The sequence below is a fragment of the Desulfobulbus sp. genome, assembly GCF_031547805.1.
GTDB lineage: Bacteria > Desulfobacterota > Desulfobulbia > Desulfobulbales > Desulfobulbaceae > Desulfobulbus.
On sequence record NZ_JAVBRQ010000020.1, the window covers coordinates 106,047 to 130,179 of the forward strand.

The window sequence follows — 24,133 nt, forward strand, 5'->3', positions numbered from 1 at the left end:
TGGCGGCCGGATGCCCGACTCGGCGGGACCATCGGCTAGGCAATCGCCCGGCGTTTGCGGAAGAGCAGGGCCAGCCCGATGGTCAGCAGGAGAGTGAGGCCGCCGCCGACCAAGCCCGCAACCGAGGTGCCGGGATCAACGGCCGGCCAGGCCGTCGGACCGGCCTGATGGGCAACGGTTTCCCCAACGGCTTGCTGGTCGCCGGTCCTGAAGGCATAGCCGGGCAGCAAGGCGATCTTTTCCTGAACACCGGCGAACAACCCGTGGATACCCTCCGTCGGTGCGACCGGCTCCCCCTTGCCGCTTGCCTGCTCGATCGACCATTCCAGGCCGTCGGGCAAGGCCGAGGCGAACCAGGAGAATACCCCGCCGGTGAGCATCGCCGCCACGGCCAAAGCGGTCAGGACCTTGGCGATGGGTCGCGCTCCCGGCGCCCAGCCTCCGGCGGCGCAGTCGAGGATCTCCGGCCGGGCCTGGCGAACGAAAAGCACCACGGTGGCGGTGATCACGCCTTCCACCAGCCCGATGGCCAGATGGATCGGCAACATTGCCCAGAGAAAGGGCTGCAGAGGCAATGCGGAGATACCGGAAAGCACGGTTTCCGCCACCACCGCCACGGCCCCGAGCTGCAGGCCAACGATGGCAGCGAGGAGGGCGCCGGCCACGATCCGCTTGTGGTTTTGGCCGCTGCCGGCAAGAGGTTTATACAACAGGGGATAGGCGAGGAAGCAGGGAAAGAAACCCAGGTTGAAGATGTTGCAGCCCAGGGCGAGCAGACCGCCGTCGGCAAAAAAGAGCGCCTGCACCACCAGGACCGAGGCGATGGTCAGAAAGGCCGCGTGGGGGCCAAGGAGAATGGCCAGCAGCATGCCGCCGCCGATATGGCCGGAAGAACCGGTGCCCGGAAGAGTGAAATTGATCATCTGGGCGGCAAAGACGAAGGCGCCGAGTACCCCCATCAGCGGCACTTTCCGGTCATCGAGCTCCCGCTGCACTTTTTTGGCGCACCAGGCGGTGGCGCCGGCGGTGGCGGCCCAGAAGGTGCCGCCAACAGCGGGAGAAAGAAGTGCGTCGGCCATATGCATATGCGTATCCCCCTGATGAGGCTGCCGGAAACGGTCCATCGCAATCAGCCCGGCCCGGCGGCAATTAATAACACGAACCGCGACTCGGTGTTACGCCTTGTGTGTTACAGAATCGTCGTCCGTGTGTCAAACAAAAAAAAACAGCGGCTGCCGGGGAGGAGCAAGGAGGGAAGAATGGCAAGGGGGGGAGGAGGCGATGACCCGCGTAAAGAAGCGGCCATGGCCGGCCGCGAGCGGAGGTGCGGGCGATCAGGGCGAGATGGTCACCTGGGGGTGGAGCAAGCGGGCGATATTGACCAGGGTGTCGGCAAAGGTGAGCGGCGAGGGGCTGCAGACCACATCCGGGTCCAGGACATGCACCCGTTCGGTACGAACCGCTTCGATGGCGGGATATTCTTGCCAGCGCCGCTTTTCCTCGGCGCCGACGCCGTGTTCGGTGCCCATGACCGCGATGATGATCAGATCCGGATTAAGCGCCAAAACCTGTTCCATCTTCACCGCCCCGGAACGCAGGTTGCCGGCGACGTTAACCCCACCGGACAACGCGATGTAATCATTGGTGAAAGAGCTTTTGACCGAGGAAAACAGGGGATGGGCCCCGACCTGGAGGAAAACCTTGGGCCGGGGTCGGCCGGCAACGGCCTGGCGTACCGCCTCCACCTTGTGTCGGGCTTGGGCCACGATCGCTTCGGCCTGCGCTTTTTTCCCCAACACCTGCCCAAGCCGCAGAAAATGCGTGCAAATATCGACAAAGGTGGCCGGCTGGCGGAAAATTTCCACCTGGAAGCCCAATCGCTGCAATTTTTCGACCTGTGGCGGTGGGGTCAGGTTGCTGGCCAGGATCAGCTGGGGCCGCAGGGCAACGATCTTCTCGATGCTCAGTTCCTGCACCGAGCCGACCTTGACCTTGTCGCGGGCCGCAGCCGGCCGATGGCAGTAGATGGTATTGCCGACCAGGCTGTCGCCCGCTCCGAGCAGATAAATATTTTCGGTGAGCAGGGGACTTAGGGATACAATGCGTTCATAGGGCTGCTCCGGTTGCGGGGCGGCTCGCACCGTCTGGCCGGCGAACGCGGCAAACAGCAGCGCCAACAGCAGCCGGACGGCAACGGTCCGGATTCGCCTTGCGGCCAAATCGCCGGTCTCTTGCGAACAACGCTGCTTCACGGGGGGCAAACAAGAGAAAGGTGGGGGCGGGAAGAACGCAAGAACCATCCGCAATCAGATGATATCGTCGTCGCTCAGCTCATCGTCCTCGCCGATTTCACCGTCGAGTTCGTCCTCGCTGTCGTCGACATATTCGTCGCGTTCTTCGAATTCATCCTCATCCTCCGGAGAAATTTCCGGAGTCGAACTGTCGTCCAGGGACCGGGCGGCCTTCGGGATCTTCGATTCCGGCAGGACGAATTCCCGAATTTTTTCCACCTCGTCGGACAGGAGGAGATCGTTCTTGCAGATCGGGCAGCCTTTGATGTGTTGATCCACAAACTGCATCATCCGGGCCGGCGCCATGGTTTCCTGCTTGACGCGGAGATACCAGTCCTTGATCAGGCGTATCAGTTGTTCACATTCCATTGACTATCGGGACGTTGCTTTTTCGTCGTTTTTTTGATTTTCCGCCGTCACACCCTCCGCTTGAGCAGCAAGAAAGAGTTGTTTTTCCGGAGGACAACCGGTAAATGTTTGTAGGTGTGAGGAAGTGGAAAGGGCACTGGTGGCTCTCCCGGACTTCAAATCCGGTGTGCCGGGTGAATAGCCCGGCAGGTGGGTTCGATTCCCATGCACTTCCGCCATTTCTACCTATTCCCGAAAAGTATCCGCAGAACCCTCCGGCATTTTTCGCCCGCCAGTACACGTCCGGTGGACGTTGTATTCTACCCTATCCCGGCAAACGAAAAAAGAGGGAAAGCGTGTTTACAAAAAAACGTTTTATATTTCATCTGGTTGCCGATACAGCCCCGATGTGCGCCGGCATGTCGATGGACGACGGACTCGATTGCCCGCTCCACAGGCTGGGTCTCCAGGGTCGATGACGGTCTCCGCCGGGTCGGTGCGATCCGTTGCGTTTTGCTCCCCGCCCTTGCCCTTGGCCGCAAAAACCGCGTTGCGATGCGCCGCATACCGGCCCCGGACGGTTCCGAATCCGGCAAAAATAACAGATCCCCTTGATTTGTCCCTTAAAATTAAGGCACAATACAATTGATATCACTTTCCTGCCCGTGCAAGACTGTCGCGTTGCCCCTGGATTCCCTCTCATGACGAACGGGATGATGTGAGGCGTTGTGACCTTGGCGCCGACGCCTGCTTGCGCGCGGCGCTCGCCGTCATCGATCCCCATCCCGAAGGAGCTACTATGCAACAATTTGATTCGACAACGATTTCGTATTCATCAGTTGTTCCGTCTGTCGCCCCGTCAAATTTGCTGGACACCGTGCTCACCTTTGCCGTGGTCCGCTCCTTCCAAGAAGGCGAATCCATCTTGGCGCCCGGTTCGGCAACCGATGCCTTCTTTTTTCTGGTCGACGGCGCGGTGGAGGTTGGCTATACGGACCGAACCGACACCCGGATTACGGTTGCCCTGATCGGTGCGGGTGAATTTTTCGGAGAGATTGGGTTTTTCGACGGCGAATCGCGAGTGCGGGACATCCGGGCCGTGGGAGAAGCCCGGATTGCCATCTTCAGCGCCGAGGTGATGGCAGACCTGCGGGAGCAGCAACCCGAACTTTTTACCGATTTCATCCTTCTGCTCACCCGGAAAATCTGCGAAAAGTTCCGGCGGATTGCCGGAGAGAGAGAACCGCTCGCCGGATATGCCGGCTCGTTGTCGTCCCGACACGCCAGCCGCTACACCGAGGCCAAGCCGCTGCCCGCCCCCTTGGTACGCTCCTCCATCTGGCACGAAATCGGCAGTCGGATGGAGGCCTTCAAATCCGAACTGTTCAATCTTTCCCACCGGCTCCAAAAAACCGAAGCAGAGGGAAAGGAGGATCCGGAAAGCGAACTCCGCTGCCACGGTGTCCTCGGCGAACTCAACGCCTCCCTGCCCGAGTTTGCCCGCACCCTGGCCGGCAGCGGCTATGAAGAGGTCATGTGGGGCTACGTCTTCAAAGAGATTTTCCCCTACCTCATGCGCAGCCGCTTCGCCGAACGCGCCTATTTCAAGCCCAAAGGCTATGCCGGCGATTTTCTCATGATGGAGCATATCTATGCGGATATTCCCAAGGGCGAAGGCAAGCTTGGTGAAATCATCGACTCCTTCTGCCTGCAGCGCCCCGGTTCCCAGGCCATTCGCGGCCGGCGCATTCTGATGCGGGACGCGCTCGCCCGACTCAGCCGCGCCAATGCCGCCCGCGGCGCCACCACCCGGATCATGAACCTCGCCTGCGGCCCCAATCGGGAACTCTTCGATTTTCTGGGCGATTGCGAATACAGCGACACCATTGAGGCCCTCTGTGTCGACATCGATTCCGAAGCCCTGCAATACACCAATCAATACGTCAATATCTTCCCGCATCGCGCCTCGATCCGGCTGATGAGCGAAAATGTCATCAAATGGGCCCTGGGCCGGGTCAGCCATCATATCGAACCGCTCGACATCATCTACTCGGCCGGACTTTGCGACTACCTCGACCCACGCCTGTTCCGGGCGTTGATCACCCAATGCCATCGTCATCTCAAGCCCGGCGGCACCTTGTTGCTCGGCAATTTCACCCTGTATTCCGACTCGCTCTTTCTCGACAAACTGCTGAAATGGGAACTCATCTATCGCAACGAAGAAGAGCTGAGAGAGATTTTCGCTCCGACGCCCTTTGGCGAAAACATCACCATCATCGCTGAGCAGGCGCAGGTCAACCTGTTTGCGGTGGCCACCAAGAACTGAGCGAACCATGGAGCTGCCAGCGACCAGCGCACCGGCAGATTGCAGCCAAGAACTCCATGCCCTTTTCCTGCAGCGGACCGATGTGTGTCTGTGGCTGGGCATCGTGTTTTTTTCCGTATTCTCGATTCTCGACTACTTCCAGAGCCGCCAATTTTTCGAGCTTTTCCTGGCCTATCGCCTCTGCTACATTTGCTTTCTGGGCGCGCTTCTGCTGTTTCTCCGAACCGCCACGGGCACGCGGCATGCCCGTGGCGTCATGTTTGTCGCCATGCTGTGCGGCACCTTGGCCATCTCCCTGATGATCGTCGAACAGGGTGGTTTTATTTCCGGATACTACGTCGGCATTCTCCTGATGATCGCCGGCGGCTTTTCCGTCCTGCCCTTGAACGTCACCCAGGCGCTGGTTCTGGGAGGCGCCATGTATCTGGTGTATGTCCTGACGGTGATCATTCGCATCCATCCGATCAATGGGCAACAGCTCGGGGCATTGATCAGCAACAGCATCTTCTTTCTTTCCCTGGTCACCGTCACAGCCATTCAATGTTACGATGAGATCCAGACAACCATCCGTTCGTTGCGAACCAAAAAAAGCCTGCAGGCCCTCCATGCCGAGCTCAAGCAGTATACCGGCGACTTGGAGGCCCTGGTGCGACAACGCATGGAAATGCTGGAGGAATCCGACCTCAAATTCCACGATCTCTATGCCACCATCCCGGATCTCGTGGTGCTGATCAACCCGGAGGGAACGATCTGCATGGTCAATCAGCACGGCGCCCTGCTGCTTGAGCAGACCCCGGAAGCATTGGAAGGCACCCCGCTGCTTGACTGCGTCCAGCCGCAGTACCGCCCTGTCCTCGCCCAAAAGGTATTCGCCCGCTTAAACCGGAAGGAACCGGTGCAGGGCGTGCAGTTGCAGCTGCAAACCCCTTCGGGACGCACCATCGAGGTGGAAGCCAGCGGCAGCCGGGTCGAACTCGCCGAACAGACCGATCATTATCAGCTCATTATCCGCGATATTTCCCAAACCAAGGAAATCGAACGCCAGGTGATCGAATCCGGCCAGCTGCTCGACACCTCCCGTAAAGCCGCGATTTTTGGCCTGGCGCGTCTGGCCGAGTGCCGCGACGACAACACCGGCGCCCACCTGCTCCGCATCCGGGAGTACACCCGCATCCTTGCCTTGGAACTGACCGAGAACCCGGAGCTTCGCCACATCGTCACCGACCAGTACATTGAGAACCTGTGTTTGTCTTCGGTGCTCCACGACATCGGCAAGGTCGGCATTCCCGATTCCATCCTGTTGAAACCCGGCCTCCTTTCCACCGAGGAGTTCGAAACCATGAAACGCCACTGCCAGTATGGCAGCAATGCCCTCGCTTCGGCGGAATATGACGAGGAAGGGCTCGGTTTTCTCCGCATGGGCGAGGAAATCGCGCTCTACCATCACGAACGATGGGACGGGACCGGCTATCCCATGGGACTTTCGGGGATCGACATCCCCCTGTCGGCCCGGATCGTGGCAGTTGCCGACGTGTACGACGCCCTGACATCAAGCCGCAGCTACAAGCCCGCCTTCCACCACGAACAGGCCCGGACGCTCATTGTCCAGGAAAGCGGCCACCAGTTCGACCCGGCGGTGGTGAACGCTTTTCTGCGCCGGGAAGGCGACTTCAAGGCCGCCCGGCGCGATCTCCTGATGCAGACCGCACCGCCACTTTAAGGGAAAGGCGCCATGCACACCTTCGAACAGTTCATCCACGAGTCCCGGCAATTGCATCGCCAACGGGTTTCATTCATCCTCTGTGCCGGCATAATCGTCTTCCTGCTTTTCTCGCTCCTGGATTCTTTTCTGTGGCCCGTCCATTTTCAGGAATTGCTCCACGACCGGATCGTCGCCGTGGCCATCTGCACCATCCTGCTCGTGGTCAACGGCTATGACCGCGCTTTACGCCTGTCGTTGGTCATCGGTTTTTCGGGATATCTGACCGTCGGCATCGTCATCCTCTTGTCCGTCTTTCGCTTGGGGGGACTGGCGTCGCACTACTACATCGGCCTGATCATCGCCATCGCGCTCTATACGGCGCTCGCCCCTCTGACCGTCGGGCAAACCTTGGTGAGCGGCTTGTCGCTCGCTTTTCTCTACGCCTTTTCGATCTGGCTGGCCGAGGAGCCGTTGTCCGGCGCCCAGGGAATGCTTCTTTTCAACAACTTGTTTTTCATCGTCTGCTTCGTCCTCATTGCCGCGACCCAAAGCTGGACCGATACCGTTGCCCGCAGCCGTGAATATCAGCTGCGGGCCTCGGAAAACCGGGCGGCCGAGGTCCTGGCGCACCAGGCCGACAAGCTTGAAAAGGAAGTCCAACGGCGTTTCGAGGCCCAAAAGGTGAGCGAAAATCAATACCAGGCCTTGTACCAGGCGATTGCCGACGACGTGGTCCTGCTGACGCCCGAGGGCGAGGTCAGACAGGCCAACAGTTCGTATATCCGCAACTTTTCCAATGGGCCTCTCCGACCGGGCGCCTTGTTTCTCGATATCGTCTGCCAGGAGGATCGCCCGGCAATGCGGGACGCCCTGGCCGATCTGGTCGCCACGGGCAAGGCCTTGACCCACCTGCGCCTCACCCTTGTCTCGATTCAGGGGCAGGCCATTGAAACCGAAATCAGCGGCGCCCTGCTCCGCCGGGGAGAATCGATTCTCGGCGCGCAGCTGGTCATCCGCGACATCACGGTTCGTAATATCCTGGAAGGGCGGCTGATCGCCTCGTTGCGCAAGGTCAGGCAAACCGAGAACGCCACCATCATGGCCCTGGCCAAGCTCTCGGAATACCGCGATATTACCCCCGGCCACCATCTGGAACGCATTCGGGAATATTGCGTCACCCTGGCCTCGGAACTGGCCCGGCGCCATCAATTCGCCGCCACCCTTACTCCCGCCTATATCCAGAATCTCTATCAGGCGGCCATCCTCCACGACATCGGCAAGGTGGCGGTGTCGGACGACATCCTCGCCAAGACCGGGCGGTTGACCCGGTGGGAAGAAGAAGAGTTGCGCAATCACACCTTGAGCGGCGGGGACGTGATCAAGGCCATGGAACAGGAGGCCATGGGCAGCGGCTTTCTTTCCCTGGCCAAGAACATCGCCTATTTTCACCATGAACGCTGGGATGGCAAGGGATATCCCTATGGCCTGCAGCAGACCGAAATTCCGCTTGAGGCCCGCATCATGGCCCTGGCCGATGCCTATGAGGAGTGGACGGCGGCGCTTGATCCCGATAATCGGCTGCCCCACGAACAAGCCTCTGGAGCGATTGTCAGGAATTCGGGCCACCAGTTCGATCCGATCATTGTGGATGCCTTTGTGGTCCTGGGCGAGACCTTCGACCGGATCAGGCATGAGATGGCCGAGCCGGCCTGAGCGACGCCATAACCGCGATACTTTTCCGCTTCCTTGCCCCTTGCGGCAGTCGCCAATTCCTTAATATTTCGCTTGCCGTTCGCCGGTATATACACTAAAACCATACAGAAACAGTGAATCAGCGCATCCGGGGGAAAGCCGTTCTTCCGATGCGGGCCTTTTGCCTATCCGCGAGTGGATGGCGGTTTCCCAACGGAGGAATACTGTATGAAAGAAAATGTGATGCGTGCACCGCTCCTGAAGGCGGGAGTTGTTCTTCTGTTTTTCGTTCTACTGGCCTACCTGACCAGTGCCTCCCCTGATGGGGGCGTGCTCAACTCCGTCGGCCAAATCATCATCGGCGCTTTTCGATTGGTGCAATGGGCCATAGCCATGGTCATCGGCCTGGCATTTTGCATCGCCTTTCTCATCGGCATCTTCCTTTTCGCCGTTTCTTTGGTCAACAGGGAAACGGCCGTCTCCATGTACCAGACTGTCAAAGCAGACGTATTCGCCTTTTGCCGGCCGATCTGTGCTCGGTTTGTCGCCCTCGGTCAATACCGGGACACGGTCTCCTGTGCCGCTTCGCCGGCACCGGCCGTGCCATCGGTTGCTGCCACCCCGGATGCCTGCTCGAAGGAGGAGTTGCAGTCCATTGTTGCCGGTGAAGTGCGCAAGGTAACCGAGAACCAGCAGGCATTGAGCGATCAATTTGCCGCGCTCACGGGTAAGATCCAGGCCATGGAAGACAAGAGCGCCGATTTCGCCTCGGCCGGTCAGCTGAACGCCATAGCCTCCGAATTGGCCGCTTCCGGCAAAACCCTCGAGACCGTTCAAACGCAGGTTGCCACCTTGGAAGGCAAGATCGGCGAGACCGTGCAGCAGCTTCAGGGCATCACCCCTGAAAAAATGCTGGGCGACATTCCAGCCCGGCTGCAAAAACTCGAACAACCCAAGGAGGAGCAGGCAGCCTTCGACCCGGCACCGTTGACCGCAACCATCGAGAACCTGCAGATGGAAGTCGAGGAGTTGAAAAAACGGAAAAGTCCCGGCGGCCCTGCCAAAAGCAAGAAAAAAGCGTGATCCGGGCGGTTGCAAGCCGCTTCTCCCGTTTCATCCAAGCCATCCCGTCCACGAGACGGGATGGCTTTTTTATTGCGCGTTGCTGGCCTCCTTCCGGGGCAGCAGTTCCTTAAAATACTCGATCGATGGGAACGTGCTGGAATAGCTGACCCGCTGGCGGCTGCTTGGCCGGGCGACAAAAAGCGGATAGGCCAGTCCGTATTCCACGGCGGCAACGAGCACCTTCTCGGTGTCGTCCACCAGCAGGGTGCGAGTTTTGTCGAATTGCAGCAACTGCTCCAACCGATGCCAGAATCCGGCTTCCTCCTTGGCCAGTCCGATTTGCTCGGCGCAGACCACACGGTCAAACCAGACACCTAGGGCCGTTTTCTCCAGCTTGACGGACAGCGTGCCCGGATGGGCGTTGGTGATCAGGTAGAGTTTCTTGCGGCTTTGCAGACAGTACTCCAAAAATTCGATGACATACGGATGCACCCCGATCAGATGGTTGATCCGGAGTTTCAATTCCAGCAAGTCGAGCCCCAGTTCGCGTGACCAATAGCTCAGGTCAGACCAATCAAGGGTGTGCCGCACCCGATGATACCGGGCCACCAATTGCTCCTTGGCCGTCTCAATCGGAATGTCGTGCAGTAGGCTGTAGTGTTCGGGCACATACTGTTCCCAGAAATAATCGTCGAAATGCCTGTCCAGCAAAGTGCCGTCCATGTCCAGCAGCACGGTTTCGATCCGATCCCAAGGGATTTGCGGGGCGATCTTTTCGTCTGGCGCGGTATTCATAGCAGCCATCCCATTCATCCTTGCAGGAATGCCAGCGTCGACTGAATGCTGGTGAAGACGTTGTCCCGGAGGCCGAGCGGCACCACCAGTCGCTGGTCGGGGGTCAGGCGGGCGGATGTGGCCGCTGGCCCACGCTTTTTTTCCGGTTTCTGTGGCAAGAGCCCGAGGAGCCGCGCCGGATCAAAGGGCGGGTCGGGCACGAAGGAGTACACCAGGGCATTGGGGCCCTGTTCGAGCTTGACGATGCCCAGCGACCGCAGCCGTTGCTTGAGGCCGATGATGGCGGTCAGGTTCGCGGCCTCGGGTGGCAGCGGACCGTAGCGGTCGATCAACTCACTGCGCAGATCGTCCAATTCATCCTCTGTGCCGCAGCCGACCACGGCCAGCCGGCGGTAGGCGTGGTATCGCTGGCTCGCGTCCGGGATGTAGCTGTCCGGCAGGAATGCCGCCACTTTGAGTTTGATTTCAGGATCGAATTCGTCCGTCGGCGGCGGTACCCCTCCGGATGCCAGTGCCCTGCTTTTCAGATCGGCCACCGTGGCCTGCAGCAGCTCCAGATACAGGTCGTATCCCACGGCGGCGATATGGCCGGATTGGGACACTCCGAGCAGATTGCCGCCGCCCCGGATCTGCAGGTCGTTCATGGCCAGCTTGAATCCGCCGCCCAGCTCCGAGCAGTCCATCAGAGCCCGCAGACGCTGTTGGGCATCGGCCGTCAGGTGATCGAGGGATGCCACCAGCAAATAGGCGTAGGCCTGGCGCGAGGAACGGCCAACCCGGCCGCGCAGTTGGTAGATATCCGCCAGACCGAGATGATCGGCGCGATTGATGATGATGGTGTTGGCATTGGGAATGTCCAGCCCTGATTCGATGATGGTGGTGCAGACCAGCACATCCAGTTCGTGGTTGATGAACCGCACCATGATGTCTTCCAGCTGCTGGCCCGGCATCTGCCCGTGGGCGACGCCGATCCGCGCCTGGGGTACCAGAGAGGCGATGGTGTCGGCCATGCGATGGATGGATTGCACCCGGTTGTGGACGAAAAAAAGCTGCCCTCCCCGCTCCATTTCCCTGGTCACCGCCTCGCGGATCACCAGCGGGTCGTGTTTGGCCAGGAAGGTCTTGACCGAACGCCGCTGCTGCGGTGGGGTCGAGATGACGGAAAGATCGCGGATGCCCAACAGCGACATCTGCAGGGTTCGCGGAATCGGCGTCGCCGTCAGGGTGAGCACGTCCACCGTGGCCTTGATCTTCTTGATTTTTTCCTTGTGCGCCACCCCGAACCGGTGCTCCTCGTCGATCACCAGCAGGCCCAGCTTTTTGAATTGAATGTCCTTGGAAAGGAGTCGGTGGGTGCCCACCACCAGGTCGATGCCGCCCGCCTTCAGCTTGGCGGAGATCTCTTTCTGCTGCTTGCCGGTGCGGAACCGGTTGAGGCAGGCAATTTCCACCGGAAAGGAGGAGAAGCGCTCCCGGAAAGTGGCGGCATGCTGCTCGGCCAGCACTGTGGTCGGCACCAGAATCGCGACCTGATAGCCATCCTCGATGGCCTTGAAGGCCGCCCGGGCGGCGACCTCCGTCTTGCCGTAGCCGACATCGCCGCAGATCAGCCGGTCCATGGGCTGCTCGCGGGTCAAGTCGCCGACGACATCGTCGATGGCCTTGAGCTGGCCGCTGGTCTCGTCATAGGGAAAGGATTCCTCGAGCTGCTGGAATAGGTTGCCGGGCGGGGAAAAGCGGTGCCCTTGCTGCAGGGCTCGACGCCCGTAGATCTCCAAAAGCTCCTGGGCAATCTTCCACACCGCCTCGGTGACTTTCTTTTTGGCGCTCTGCCAGCGTTGCGAGCCGAGGCTGTCGAGTTTGGGCTCCTGATCGGTGAGGCCCTGATAGCGGCTCACCCAATGCAGCCGGTCCACGGGAACATAGAGCTTGTCGTCGTCGCGAAAGGCAATCTGCATGAAATCGCCGCGTTGGCCGGAAAACTCCATGTTGACCAACCCCTGGAAGACGCCGATGCCGTGATCGCGGTGCACGACGATGTCTCCCTGATTGAGCTGGTCGACCTGAACGGGCTCGCGCTCCTCTCCCCTTTTCCGCCTGCTCCGGCCCGATTGCAGCCGCTTGTCGCCGAACAGTTCGGAGGCCGAAAGAAAATGCACCTGCTCAGCCGGCAGGTCGAATCCCTTGCTCAAGGGATGCTCGTAACAGGCAATCAAGCCCGGCTCGGGTGGTTCGTCGGCATTGTAGGGAGAGGCGAAAGTCTGCACCCGCATCTGGTAGTTGGCGAGAATGTCCTGCAGGTGCCTTGCTTGCCGAGGCGATCGGCACGCCAGCACGATCCGCTCACGTTCCTGTTGCCACAGGTCGAGGCGATCGACCAAGGGGGCGAGAATGCCTCGCTTCTTGCGCTGCAGCTCGATTTCCTGGGCCAGCAAGCTATGGTCACCGGTGGCAAGCCGCAACTCCGGAGCCGCCGAATCGGGGTCGGGCAAGAAGGAAAACCGGGCCGCCAACCGGGCCTGACCGAGCTGTTCCCATTCCGGCTCGGTCACGAACAGTTCCGTGGGCGGCAACGCCGCCAGCCGGCGCTCGACCGCTTCCTGGTAGTTGGCCTGAATGCGGTCGCGCACCAACCGCATCCGTTGCCGTACCGCCACGGGATCATAGATCATCAACGACGCGGTAGGGGGAAGATAGTCGAGCAGGGTTTGCAGGCCTGAGCGCCCGCCGTAGAGCAAGGGCAGCATGAACTCCATGCCGGGATACCGTTGCCCGGTGGCAAACCGCTCGCGGACAGCCAGCAATTCGCGGCTCTGCCAGCCATGTTGGTCCGCCGCCTCGTCGAGCGCCTGCAGCACCGCAGCCCGCCCGCCCGACTTCGGGAAAAGCAGGTCCGAGGCCGGCACCAGCACCGCTTCGCCGATTTCCTGCCGGGATCGCTGGGTCAACGGATCGAAGGTGCGGATCGATTCGAGGGTATCGCCGAAGAAATCGAGCCGAATCGGCCCAACCGCCGCCGTATCCAGGCCGGGCGGATAGACATCGACAATGCCGCCGCGGGTCGACAAATCGCCCTCCTGCCGCACCATCTCGCACATCTGGTAGCCCGAGGCAACCAACGAGGCGACCAAGCCGTCCCGATCGGTTTCCTCCCCGGCGATCACCAGTTCGCAATGATCGCTCAAGGCCCTGGCCGGGAGCACCCGTCTGAGCATGGCCTCGGCCGAGGTCAGAACGATGCCGGGCTCGCCGTTTTTTTCCTGCAGTTGATAGAGTGTTGCCAGGCGCGTGCACACCGTGGCCGGATCGGGCGACAGCGGCGCATAGGGAGGGATTTCGTAGCTCGGGTGGATAACTACCCGTAGATCGGAGAAAAAGGCGATATCCTGGGCAAAAGGCTCAAGTAAATCGTCGGAAGGCAGCAGGCAGCAAAGGGTGCGCTGAAGAAAAACCGCCGCCCTGCTGAGGAGCAGAGCGGCGGAAGCGCCGTGAAGGCCAAAGATATCGGGGGGCGAACTGCTGTGGCGCAGCCGCTCGAGGATCGACTGCATGCAGACGCGGCCAGATCAAAGGTTAGATACGTGGCTCAGAAGGTTCCACCCATGCTGAAGTCCCAGTTGGAACTGTCTTCGCCTTCCTGTTTGTCGAGGTTGAAGCCCCAGGCCAGCCGGATGGGTCCGAGCGGCGATGCCCACAGGATGCCGACACCGGCGGTCTTTTTGTAATCACCTAAATCCCAATCCTCGTCAATGTCATAGACATTACCGAAATCGTGGAAAATCTCGCCATCGATGCCCATGTCCTTGACCAGCGGGAAAATGACGGCAACGGTGCCGTACCACATCTTGTCGCCACCGATCTTGTCGCCGGTTCTCGGATCAATCGGGCTGATGGAGGCCGATTCAAATCCGCGGATCGAGTTCATGCCGCCCAGGAAGAATTTCTCGTATACCGGCAGCTTGCCGTCCTCGTTTTCGAAGGCCTGGCCGGCCGCGCCCTTGACGTTCAGGACCGTGCTCCAGAACAGCGGGAAATACCAGGTGGACGAACCTTCCACCTTGGTGAACTCGGCGTCACCGCCGAAGGGACCGCCGGCATAGCTGACGGTGACGCTGTTGCGCGACCCCTTGGTCGGCGAGAACAGCTTGTCGCGGGTATCGCGCACCAGGCTGACCTCGGGCATGCTGAGGAGGTTGATATCCTTCGATTGCAGAATGGCGCTGGACACATTGTTATAATCGATGTCCGTCAGGTCGGTGTTGGAGATGGTGTAGGCATAGAAGATACGCCATTCCTCCCACAACGGATGTCCCAGCCGGAAGGTGGCGCCGGTGGAGTCCTTGGTGAAGTCATCGTATTCCCGTTCCCAGTTGAACAGATCGATACTGCCGGATACCTGGGAATCGTACAGACGCGGGTTGATGAATTTCAGGTTGTAGCGCGTGCTTTCGCTGCTGGTCGAGGCGGCCAGCGACAGCCGGTTGCCGGTGCCGAACAGGTTGTTTTCGGAAATCTCGCCCATGAACAGCATATTTTCCGAGGAGGAGTACCCGGCGCCGATCTGGAACGAACCGGTCGATTTCTCTTTGACGTCGACCTCGACATCCATCTGGTTTTCCATCATGGTCGGCTTGGGCGTGATCGACACGTCCTCGAAGTAATCAAGCCGTTTGAGCTTCTGGGTCGAGGTCCGGATCGCCTTGGAGTCGAAGCGTCCTCCTTCTTCCACCTTGAGTTCGCGGCGGATGACGTTGTCGCGGGTCCTGGTGTTGCCCTGGATCTCGACCCGGTTGATATAGGCAACCGCGCCTTTTTCGATATGCAGGACAATATCGATCGTGTCGCCGTCGCCGCTTTTGTTCATCTTGGGCACAACATCGGCAAAGGCGTATCCCTGCTCGGAATAGAGATCGGTCAGCCTGGTGATGTCGTCCCGGAGCACCTGACGGTTGAGGTATTCTTCCTTGCGAATCTTCAACTCGGCCAGCAGATCATCCTTTTTCTTGACCAAATCCCCGTCGATATCGACGGTTCCGACCTTGTAGCGGGTGCCTTCGTCCACCGGAAAGGTAATGAACAGGGCATCTTCCTTCTGCTCGACGTTCGGCTCGCCCACCTTGGCTTCCAAGAAGCCGTGGTTCTGATAAAAGGCGCCAATCCGCTCGGCATCCTGGCGGAGCACGTCCATTTTCAGGACACCCGCGTCGGTCAGCCAGGACAGCCACCACTTATGGGTGCTGGTCTGGATCACATCGGTCAACTCGCCATCGGAAAAAGTCTTGTTGCCGGTGAAAGCGATTTTTTCGATGGTGATCTTTTTCCCTTCCTTGATGTCGAACACCACTTCGGCATTGTCTTGTCCGGCCCCGGTGACCTTGGCGCCGACTTCGGTGTTGTAGTAGCCCTTGGATTTATACAGGTCCTTGATCTTCTGTACCGCTTCGTTGACCTTGGTGGGGTTCAGGATGGAATTGGCGGTGATGTTGGCGGCATCGCGGACGTCCTCTTCCTTGATCTCGCTGGCGCCGTTGACGACCACCTTGCCGATCAGCGGTTTTTCCTGCACCTTGAACACGATCGCCTTGCCGGCCTCGGAGTCCTTGGCTTCGATCTCGACGTTGTCGAAATAGCCCATGGAAAAGACCGCCTTGAGATCTTGGCGCAGGGTTGCCGGGTCATACACGTCGCCGGGCTTGGTCGATATTTTCTGGAGGATGGCGCCGGCATCGATCCGTTCGTTGCCTTCGGTGGTGACCGAGGACACCGTTGCCCCCCGGTTGGCGTAGGCGAGCATGGTGCCGACAATTTCACCGGTGACCTTGTTCAACCCCTCGAGCGAGTCGGCTTCCTTGAAAGCCGAATACGGCGTTTTGGGCGCGAGCACGTCCACAATGGCGCAATCGACGCTGATCCGGTTTCCCAGTTTGTTGAGGCTGCCGATAACCACGTAACCGGCGCCGGCCGATTCGGCGACCTTGGCGAGTACCGGCGTCGGTGGCGGCCAAGCCCCCTTGTAGTCGACAAGTTTTTCCGCCTGCCCGCGGGGCATCATTTTCATTCCCTTGGCCCCGGCTTCCCGCTCCAGCGCCTTGTCCGCCACTCCCGTGACCGCCGCCGCATCCGGGGCGTTGATCTTGAACGGCAAAAAGACGGTGTTCGACTCTCTGGCCAGGGAACCGGCTGGCAAGGCGAGGACACCGAACAGCACTCCGCATAAAAGCAACGCAAGAGCCGAATGGGGACGTGGGACTCGGGATGTCGACATCATGGGACGTTTCCTATTTGTCTCAATTTTCATCAGGGGCTGGACGCGACCTGCCCGCGAGCAACAAAGGTTGAAAATACGGCACGTTAAAAGAACAAATTAATCTTCTGTCAAATTGCGGCACATTATGACATGTTTCGTTGATTTTGCAAGAAATTCTGTTGCATCTTTTGCGATGCATAGTCCGTGGCCCGACCGGATATGCTGCTGTTTTCAATGCTTCATTTGTCGGCACCGTGTGCGGTCACCGCCGCTCGGCTTCCGGTGCCAGCAGCCGCGCCACGGCGGCATGCAGCTCCGTGGCCAGGGTTTGCTTGTCGGCGGCCTGGTAATGGGCGGAGGAGATCGGCGTGCCGATGCGAATGACGATCTCGCCGGCGCGGGGTAGCAGACGCCCCTTGGGCAGCACTTGGTAGGAGCCGTTGAATCCCAGGGGAACGATCGGTACCTTGGCCTTGATGGCCAGCATCACGGCCCCGGTCTTGAACTCGTGGAGGGTTCCATCCGGGCTGCGGGTTCCTTCGGGGAAGATGAGCACCGAACTGCCCGCGGCGATTCTCCGGGCCGCCTCATCGAGACTTTTCAGGGCCTGGCGGCCGTGGGAACGATCGATGGGAATATAGCCGACCCGGTGCATGGCCTGGCCGAATATCGGGACCTCAAACAATTCCTTCTTGGCGATCCAGCGGAAATCATGCGGAAAATACCCCTGGAACGAAAAAATATCGTACTGGCTGCAGTGGTTGCCGGCAAAGATGTAAGTCTGGCCGGAATCGATGTTTTCCATCCCTTCCACCCGAACCCGGACCCCGGCGAGCCGGCACAGGATCCGACCCCAATAACGCGGAAAAACCTGGGCCTTAACCTCCGATTTGCGCCCCCACAGCAAATCGATCAAAGACAAGGCCGAAACCACCAGGGTCAGGAACGGGGCGAGGAGAAGGGTGCACAGGGAACGGATGAATTGAAGGGGTGACATGCCTGTTGTCATCGGATGAACCTATCGTTAAGGACGCGCCGACCTGTTTGCCCCGCTGGTCGCATCGCGGCAACAGTCCGGCTCGCGGGTGGGTCGGGACATATATTTTCTCAAAAGCAACTGAGGATGCCCTTCGGCGCATGAAAACCACCCGGTACTTAGCAATCCTTTTTCAGAAGTTCAAGCAATTCCCGCGCGGGGAAAATGGTTGCCAGCCGGGTCAGGATTGACGGAAAGCATGGGATCGAATATACTGCCAAACCCTTTTTTGCTATCCCTCCGGCCGAATTCGAGCCGTATCTCCCAAGAGATGCCACTCAACGAGGAGTTTACCGTGACCGCCGATACAATCACCATCAACGCCAATGGTTCGCTGCATGTTCCCGCCAACCCGATCATTCCTTTTATCGAAGGGGATGGTACCGGCCCCGACATCTGGGCGGCCGCCCGCAGGGTGCTGGATGCGGCGGTCGCTAAAAGCTACCGGGGGGAGCGGGCCATCGCCTGGCTGGAAATCCTTGCCGGGGAAAAGGCTTTTCATCAGACCGGTGAATGGCTGCCGCGGGAAACCATCGAGGCCATGAAAAAATACGTGGTCAGCATCAAGGGACCGCTCACCACTCCGGTCGGCGAAGGCATGCGCAGCCTGAACGTCACCTTGCGCCAGGTGCTCGACCTGTACGCCTGCGTCCGCCCGGTCCGGTACTATCAGGGCGTGGTGGCCCCAGTCAAACGGCCCGAGGATGTCGACATGATCATTTTCCGGGAAAACACCGAGGATGTTTACGCCGGCATCGAATGGCAGGCCGGTACCGAGCAGGCCAACCGGGTGATCGAATTTCTCCGCAACGAAATGGGGGCGGGCATCCACGACAATTCGGGGATCGGCATCAAGCCGATTTCGGAATTCGGCACCAAGCGGCTGGTGCGCAAGGCCATCCAGTATGCCCTGGATCAGGGCCGCGACTCGGTCACCCTGGTCCACAAGGGTAACATCATGAAATTCACCGAAGGGGCCTTCCGCAACTGGGGATATGAACTGGCGGCGGAGGAGTTCGGGGATGCCGTCGTCACCGAGGCGGCCCTGTGGGGCCAGCACGACGGCCAGGTGCCGGAGGGCAAGATCGTGATCAAGGACCGGATCGCCGATGCCATGTTCCAGCAGATTCTGCTGCGGCCCGACGAGTACTCGGTGCTGGCCATGCCCAATCTCAACGGCGATTACATGTCCGATGCCCTGGCCGCCCAGGTGGGGGGGCTGGGCATGGCGCCCGGTGCCAATATCGGTGACGGTATCGCCCTGTTCGAGGCCACCCACGGCACGGCCCCCAAATATGCCAATCTCGACAAGGTCAATCCCGGCTCGCTCCTGCTTTCCGGCGTGATGCTGCTGGAATACATCGGCTGGCACGAGGCTGCGGACCAGATCAAGACCGCCCTGGCCACCACCATCTCCCAGAAGAAGGTCACCTACGATTTGGCCCGGCTGATGGATGGGGCCACGGAACTGCCCTGCTCCGCGTTCGGCAGCGCCATCATCGCGAACATGGGCTGACCCGCCACAGGTCGGGATGCGGATGCCGACCTTTGCCGAAGCGCTCAAGGACCTGCTGTTTCCGCCCCATTGCCTGGGATGCGGCCTACGGCTGGCAACTTCCCGACCACCGCTGCTCTGCCCCCAGTGCATCACTGGGCTGCACTTTCTCCGGTCACCGCTCTGCTCCTGCTGCGGCCTGCCCTTTGTCACCGGCGCCGACCATCTCTGCGGCGACTGCCTCACCGGCCGCCACGCCTTTGACCTGGCCCGCTCCCTGCTGCAATACCGTCCACCGGCCTCGGACCTGGTGCTGGCGCTCAAATTCACCGGCTCTCTCACCGGCCTCGCCACCCTGCGCGCCTTGTTCGCCCGCGAAGGATTTCTCGCCTCTTTCGGCAAACCGGATCTGCTCCTGCCCGTCCCCCTGCACAACGGCAGATTGCGCAGCCGGGGATTCAACCAGGCATTGGTCATTGCCAGGGAATGCCTGCCCCAATGGCGGGACAGGTTGGCGCCCGATCTGCTCCGGCGACACCGCCCCGCCACTCCGCAAGCGCTGCTGAGCGGCAAGGAACGGCGCGTCAACCTGCGCAACGCCTTCTCCCTTGCGCACCCGGACCGGGTCGCCGGAGCGAAGATCCTGCTGGTAGACGATGTCTATACCACCGGCACCACGGTCAACGAATGCAGCCGTGTCCTGCGCAAGGCGGGGGCCGAGCGGATTGAAGTCTTGACTGTGGCAAGAAGCCTTGCCCCGGGTGTTTTCGCGTGAATAGGGACGGAGAGGTAAAAAAGGAGGCGCACCATCGGCAGAGGACCGAGGTGCCGTCGTGATAAAAACCGTCCGGCATGGGAAAACACGATCGCTTCCCCATGCCGGACGCAATTGCTACCAGGTGCGGAACTGCCCGGAATCTAGATGGACGAAACCGTCAGCGGGATAGTACCCGATACCGCCGCTCTGCATGGCGAGCGCGCACTTGTAAACCTGGGACAGGTTGCCGCCGGAAAATCGGATATCCACCGCCTTGCCCTTCATGTGCAGGCTGTGGCTGGCCACTCCGGGATGCCCTCTCCTCAAGCCCCGGTTGGTCTTGGGCGAGCGGTAACCAGAAATAACCTCGTAGACCCCCTTGTTCCCCATTTCCCCCTGGACCGCCCAGAGAATATCCAAAAGCTTCGGATCGATGACATGCACCTGTCCGGTCTGGTAATCGCGGAGGAAGCGGTTGATCTCTGTCAAGGCCTTGCGATCGTACGCCTTCCCCGAGGCGTAGGTAATACGCAACTCCTTCTGGGTGCGGGTGTGGAAAAAAGACAACGACCGCCGGTCCAGTGCCTTGGCACATGCCAGGGTGGGAGCGGAAACAACGCCCAAACCGAGAACAATCTGGGTTGAAGCAAGGAGAAAGGAGCGGCGGGACAAAGCTGGTTGGGAATTTTTTTCTGTAACCATTATCCTCTTTACGCAAGATTACGTACGGTCAATCGTTCAAATCATTCAACAAAATGAACGTTGCCCCTGTACGGTTGCAGTCAAAATCAGGGGCAATTAAACTTAATTGGCGCCTCGTTGTCAACCTTTTGCAGGCCAGGGTTGCGGCACCTTTCAAATAAACAGTGTATTTTTGGCAGGTTAGCCTTTCATTTTGTTAGCGCCGGCTAAGATGTCCTGTTCTACGTGTCCAGCAGTTCCATCCCAGACTGTCACCTTGCTAATAATTTGATTTTTCTAAATTAAATATCGGATTGCCATGATGATCATTTCCGGCGGCCAGACCGGTGCCGATCGGGCCGCACTCGACGCGGCCATCGCCCTTGCCCTGCCCCACGGCGGCTGGCTCCCCAGGGGCAGGAAAACCGAAGCAGGCCCCCTGCCGGCACGCTACCGCCTCAAGGAACTGGACTCGCACCGCTATCGCGACCGCACGGAGAAAAACGTCCTGACCGCCGACGGCACCCTCATCTGCTCCTTTGGTCCGTTGACCGGTGGATCGGCCCTGACCGAGGCCTTGGCCATTCGGCACGACCGGCCCCTGCTGCACATCGATTTTGAGCTGGTCGACAAGGACCGGGCGCGAACATTGGTGGAGGAATGGGTGAGACGGCATGAGCTTGGCGTGGTGAATGTCGCCGGGCCCCGGGCCAGCAGCGAACCGCGCATCTATCAGGCGGTCCATGCGCTGCTGCTGGCAATCCGCTGGCCGGCGGACCGGAAAAGTCCCATTGGCGATGACAACGGGAGAGGCTACAGGGAAGCGCCGGGTTGATGGCGGTCGAGCGCGCCGCGCACCGCCGTGCCGAGCCCGCGCAGATCCATGGGCTTCATCAGCAGGTCGCATGCCCCGGCTTCCCGGGCGATGACGTAGTTGAGCCGGTCCGAATAGCCGGTGCAGAGGATGACAGGGATCTCGGGCCGCAGGCGCCGAATTTCCCCGGTGAGGTCGATGCCGGTCATTTTCGGCATGGTCTGGTCGGTCAATACCAGGTCGACAGGCGGTTGCGCCTGCTCGATCAGGGTCAGGACCTCCTGGGGATTGCCGGTGGTGGTCACGACATATCCCAGATGGGAGAGCATCATCCGGCAGGTTTCCCGGATCTCCTTTTCATCGTCCACCACCAGGATATGTTCCGATCCCATCGGCAGCGGCTCCTCGCTGCTGGTGAGGTTGCCGTTCATCCTATCGGCCTCGGGCAGCAGCACGGTGAAGGTGCTCCCCGTGTCCGGCTGCGATTGCACCGAAATCTCGCCACCGAGCTCGCGGACGATGCCGTGGACCACGCTCAGCCCCATGCCGGTGCCTTCGCCCGGTTGTTTGGTGCTGAAGAAGGGCGTGAAAATATTGGGCAGAATATCGCTTTCAATGCCCTGCCCCGTGTCCGCGACCGTCAGCTTCACCCAGCCCGTACCGCCGACTTCCCCGTGCCCCGCCTCGGCCCCTGACGCGCGCTCCAGCCGGATGGTCAGGTTGCCGCCCGTCTCGCGCATGGCGTAGAAGGCGTTGGCGCACAAATTCATGACAATCTGCTGAATCTGCACCGGCGCCGCCATGACCGTCGCATCCGTGGTTTGCAGATCCTGGTGGATCTCGATGGTGGTCGGCAGGGTGGCGCGCATCAGATTGAGGCTTTCCTTGATCAAGGACGACATCGGAACCGCCACCTTCTCCATCGCCGACTGCCGGCTGAAGGTGAGGATCTGCTGCACCAGATCGGCCGCCCGCTTGCCGCCCTGGCGGATATGGAGCAGGTTGCTGTGGACGTCGGTGCCGGGCGTGCAGAGCAGCAGGGCCATGTCGGTGAAGCCGATGATCCCGCCGAGGATATTGTTGAAGTCGTGGGCAATGCCGCCGGCCAGGGTGCCGATGGCCTCCATTTTCTGCGCCTGGCGCATGCGCGACTCGATTTCGACGTCGTTGGTGATGTCGCGCTGCACCAGGACGAAGTACGCCACTTCCCCGTTGGGGTCGAGCATGGGCGAAACCGTGGCCGCGGCCACGAACAGGCTGCCGTCCTTGCGCTGGTTGACGATGCGGCCCTGCCAGGTCTCCCCCTGTTCGACCACGCTCCCCATCTTCTGCTCGAAATGGGCCTCCTGCTCCTTGGCCCACAGCATCCGCACCGGCTTGCCGGCACATTCTTCCCGACCGTATCCGGTCATCTCGCCCAGGGTGGCGTTGACGTAATCGATCGTCCCCTTGCTGTCGGCGATCAGCACCGCTTCCTTGACCTGGTCGACGGCTTCGATCAGGCGCCGTTGGCGGGCGGCCGTTCGCCGTTCCTCGGTGACATCGCGCACCAACAGCAGAAACTGGGGCTGCGTACCCGTCCGATAGGGGGTGGCGGTGATGACCACGTCGCGCACGATGCCGCTGAAGCCGACAAACTGCACGGCCTCGATCCGGATCGCCTGTCCGTCCCAGGGCTGGGTTATGCCGTCGACCACCTTTTCCTGGCTGTCCCAATGGAGAAAATCGACAAACGAGCGGCCCAGCACCTCCTGGCTGTCGTCGGGGCCGATCATTTCCTGTGCCTTGCGATTGGCATACAGGACCGTGTGACGGCGGCCGTCCACCAGGAAAAAACCCATCGGCGCCAGATCCAGCAGACCGGCCAGCTGCTCCTCCTCGGCCCGCAGTCGCTGCTCCTCCCGGCGCCGGGACACGATGCCGCTCAGCACCAGGCTGAGCAGGCCGACGGCGGCGGCGGCAATGGCGGTCACCATCAGCCATTGGGAACGGAATTCGGACATGGCCCCCAGCACCTCCTTAGCCGGGGTCAGCAGGACCATCGACCAGCGGGTGTCGCCGGGCAGAACCACCGGGTGGATAACCGCGTAGACCTTTTCCGTCCTGGATTTTCCTCCTTCGCCAACCGTTCGGGAAAGTGTCAGAATTCTTTGTTCGCCGGCAATGACGGCCGCCCGCAGCAGGGCGAGTTCATTGGACGTGCCCTGCAAATGGTGGCTGCTTTTCCCGACAAGCGCCTCTTCGGGGGCCGCAAGCATGTCGCCACCCTGGCTGAACAACAGGATGGTGGTCTGATGGTGCAGGGGGATCTGCTCCAGATAGCGGTTGGCTACCCGGGAAAACGGCAGGAAAAAGGAGATGCAGCCGTCGAAATGCTCGTTCCGATACACCGACGCGGAAAAATAGACCTGCTGGCTGCCGTCCGGCAGGACGAGCAGGTCGCTGACCTCCGGGTTGATGCTGTCCCTGATCTGGCTGCAATGCATCTTGGCGCCGGGATCGTCCGCCCATTTTTCCGGCACGGCAAACAACGAGGCACCGGAGGCGTCGAGGCGCTGAATGGCGGCAATGTCCTGGGGGTGGATGGCCCAAAAATCCCGAAGCAGGGCCTTGCCGCCCTCGTCGAGGGACTGGATGGCCGGCTGCTGCACCAGGTAGACCAAGGCCTTTTCATAGGTGGTCGCATACTCCTGCAGGCCGGAGCCGGCCTGCTGCGCCAGCAGGGTCTGCTGGACCCGGAAGGCCTCGACAGTCTTGTTGCGGACCGCAAGATAAGGGAGATAGAACAGGCCGGCAAGGACCAAAGTGGCCAGAAGAGCGAGCGCGACATGCCGATAATCGAACCGATACCTCATAGCCCTGTCTTCGGAAAATATTCGATAAA

General features: G+C 60.3%; 16 protein-coding genes and 1 tRNA gene. 8 read left to right on the forward strand and 9 right to left on the reverse strand.

Annotation, left to right across the window (positions count from 1 at the left end; translation table 11 throughout):
- Positions 1-35: 35 nt before the first annotated feature.
- From RMR13_RS07725 to RMR13_RS07735, 3 genes are all read right to left on the reverse strand, one after another.
- Complete coding sequence (locus RMR13_RS07725; RefSeq protein ID WP_409070273.1) at positions 36-1,085, reverse strand: energy-coupling factor ABC transporter permease; 1,050 nt, start codon at positions 1,083-1,085, stop codon at positions 36-38.
- A gap of 249 nt (positions 1,086-1,334) precedes the next feature.
- Positions 1,335-2,219 (reverse strand): helical backbone metal receptor, encoded by an 885-nt coding sequence (locus RMR13_RS07730; RefSeq protein ID WP_310600064.1) that lies wholly within the window; start codon positions 2,217-2,219, stop codon positions 1,335-1,337.
- Positions 2,220-2,306: 87 nt separating this feature from the next.
- Positions 2,307-2,660: a hypothetical protein gene (locus RMR13_RS07735; protein ID WP_310600065.1), complete on the reverse strand. Its 354-nt coding sequence runs from the start codon at positions 2,658-2,660 to the stop codon at positions 2,307-2,309.
- Positions 2,661-2,780: 120 nt separating this feature from the next.
- Between RMR13_RS07735 and RMR13_RS07740 the strand changes: the two genes are divergently transcribed.
- The 5 genes from RMR13_RS07740 (at position 2,781) to RMR13_RS07760 (ending at position 9,442) form a co-directional block, all read left to right on the forward strand.
- Positions 2,781-2,878, forward strand: a tRNA-Sec gene (locus tag RMR13_RS07740).
- Between the two features lie 638 nt (positions 2,879-3,516).
- Positions 3,517-4,965 carry a cyclic nucleotide-binding domain-containing protein gene (locus RMR13_RS07745; RefSeq protein ID WP_310600066.1) on the forward strand — a complete coding sequence of 483 codons (1,449 nt, stop codon included), beginning with the start codon at positions 3,517-3,519 and terminating at the stop codon, positions 4,963-4,965.
- Positions 4,966-4,972: 7 nt separating this feature from the next.
- On the forward strand, positions 4,973-6,685 hold the full coding sequence (locus RMR13_RS07750; RefSeq protein WP_310600067.1) for an HD domain-containing phosphohydrolase: 1,713 nt from the start codon (positions 4,973-4,975) through the stop codon (positions 6,683-6,685).
- Between the two features lie 12 nt (positions 6,686-6,697).
- The gene (locus RMR13_RS07755) at positions 6,698-8,380 is read left to right on the forward strand and encodes an HD domain-containing phosphohydrolase (protein WP_310600068.1); all 1,683 of its coding nucleotides are present in this window, start codon (positions 6,698-6,700) and stop codon (positions 8,378-8,380) included.
- 207 nt (positions 8,381-8,587) lie between these two features.
- Positions 8,588-9,442, forward strand: a complete 855-nt coding sequence (locus RMR13_RS07760; RefSeq protein WP_310600069.1) for a hypothetical protein — start codon at positions 8,588-8,590, stop codon at positions 9,440-9,442.
- Between the two features lie 69 nt (positions 9,443-9,511).
- Here RMR13_RS07760 and yrfG read toward each other — a convergent pair whose 3' ends face one another.
- From yrfG to RMR13_RS07780, 4 genes are all read right to left on the reverse strand, one after another.
- On the reverse strand, positions 9,512-10,228 hold the full coding sequence (yrfG, locus tag RMR13_RS07765) for a GMP/IMP nucleotidase (RefSeq protein ID WP_310600070.1): 717 nt from the start codon (positions 10,226-10,228) through the stop codon (positions 9,512-9,514).
- A 5-nt stretch (positions 10,229-10,233) separates the two neighbouring features.
- Entirely contained in the window at positions 10,234-13,770 is a 3,537-nt protein-coding gene (gene mfd, locus RMR13_RS07770; protein ID WP_310600071.1) for a transcription-repair coupling factor, read from the reverse strand.
- A gap of 35 nt (positions 13,771-13,805) precedes the next feature.
- Positions 13,806-16,406: an outer membrane protein assembly factor BamA gene (gene bamA / locus RMR13_RS07775; RefSeq protein WP_310600072.1), complete on the reverse strand. Its 2,601-nt coding sequence runs from the start codon at positions 16,404-16,406 to the stop codon at positions 13,806-13,808.
- A 322-nt stretch (positions 16,407-16,728) separates the two neighbouring features.
- A complete protein-coding gene (locus tag RMR13_RS07780; RefSeq protein WP_310600073.1) occupies positions 16,729-17,463 on the reverse strand; it encodes a lysophospholipid acyltransferase family protein in 735 nt (244 codons plus the stop codon).
- Between the two features lie 310 nt (positions 17,464-17,773).
- On the opposite strand from RMR13_RS07780, the gene icd reads away from it, so the two are divergent.
- Together icd and RMR13_RS07790 are read left to right on the forward strand one after the other, a co-directional pair.
- Complete coding sequence (icd, locus tag RMR13_RS07785) at positions 17,774-19,018, forward strand: isocitrate dehydrogenase (NADP(+)) (protein WP_409070274.1); 1,245 nt, start codon at positions 17,774-17,776, stop codon at positions 19,016-19,018.
- Between the two features lie 22 nt (positions 19,019-19,040).
- Positions 19,041-19,772, forward strand: coding sequence for a ComF family protein (locus RMR13_RS07790; protein ID WP_310600075.1), 732 nt, complete (start codon positions 19,041-19,043; stop codon positions 19,770-19,772).
- A 117-nt stretch (positions 19,773-19,889) separates the two neighbouring features.
- Here RMR13_RS07790 and RMR13_RS07795 read toward each other — a convergent pair whose 3' ends face one another.
- Entirely contained in the window at positions 19,890-20,456 is a 567-nt protein-coding gene (locus tag RMR13_RS07795) for a DUF882 domain-containing protein (protein ID WP_310600076.1), read from the reverse strand.
- Between the two features lie 298 nt (positions 20,457-20,754).
- Between RMR13_RS07795 and RMR13_RS07800 the strand changes: the two genes are divergently transcribed.
- Positions 20,755-21,270, forward strand: a complete 516-nt coding sequence (locus RMR13_RS07800) for a putative molybdenum carrier protein (RefSeq protein WP_310600077.1) — start codon at positions 20,755-20,757, stop codon at positions 21,268-21,270.
- Here RMR13_RS07800 and RMR13_RS07805 read toward each other — a convergent pair.
- Positions 21,249-24,104: a PAS domain S-box protein gene (locus RMR13_RS07805; RefSeq protein ID WP_310600078.1), complete on the reverse strand. Its 2,856-nt coding sequence runs from the start codon at positions 24,102-24,104 to the stop codon at positions 21,249-21,251. The genes RMR13_RS07800 and RMR13_RS07805 overlap by 22 nt on opposite strands.
- Positions 24,105-24,133 lie beyond the last annotated feature (29 nt).

Excerpts from the sequence above, each read along its gene's own strand:
- RMR13_RS07800 (WP_310600077.1), top strand. The coding sequence starts at position 20,755 with ATGATGATCATTTCCGGCGGCCAGACCGGTGCCGATCGGGCCGCACTC.
- RMR13_RS07755 (WP_310600068.1), top strand. The coding sequence starts at position 6,698 with ATGCACACCTTCGAACAGTTCATCCACGAGTCCCGGCAATTGCATCGC.
- yrfG (WP_310600070.1), bottom strand. The coding sequence starts at position 10,228 with ATGGCTGCTATGAATACCGCGCCAGACGAAAAGATCGCCCCGCAAATC.
- RMR13_RS07725 (WP_409070273.1), bottom strand. The coding sequence starts at position 1,085 with ATGCATATGGCCGACGCACTTCTTTCTCCCGCTGTTGGCGGCACCTTC.
- mfd (WP_310600071.1), bottom strand. The coding sequence starts at position 13,770 with ATGCAGTCGATCCTCGAGCGGCTGCGCCACAGCAGTTCGCCCCCCGAT.
- RMR13_RS07735 (WP_310600065.1), bottom strand. The coding sequence starts at position 2,660 with ATGGAATGTGAACAACTGATACGCCTGATCAAGGACTGGTATCTCCGC.
- RMR13_RS07760 (WP_310600069.1), top strand. The coding sequence starts at position 8,588 with ATGAAAGAAAATGTGATGCGTGCACCGCTCCTGAAGGCGGGAGTTGTT.
- RMR13_RS07795 (WP_310600076.1), bottom strand. The coding sequence starts at position 20,456 with ATGGTTACAGAAAAAAATTCCCAACCAGCTTTGTCCCGCCGCTCCTTT.
- RMR13_RS07780 (WP_310600073.1), bottom strand. The coding sequence starts at position 17,463 with ATGTCACCCCTTCAATTCATCCGTTCCCTGTGCACCCTTCTCCTCGCC.
- RMR13_RS07750 (WP_310600067.1), top strand. The coding sequence starts at position 4,973 with ATGGAGCTGCCAGCGACCAGCGCACCGGCAGATTGCAGCCAAGAACTC.
- RMR13_RS07790 (WP_310600075.1), top strand. The coding sequence starts at position 19,041 with ATGCCGACCTTTGCCGAAGCGCTCAAGGACCTGCTGTTTCCGCCCCAT.
- icd (WP_409070274.1), top strand. The coding sequence starts at position 17,774 with ATGCCACTCAACGAGGAGTTTACCGTGACCGCCGATACAATCACCATC.
- RMR13_RS07805 (WP_310600078.1), bottom strand. The coding sequence starts at position 24,104 with ATGAGGTATCGGTTCGATTATCGGCATGTCGCGCTCGCTCTTCTGGCC.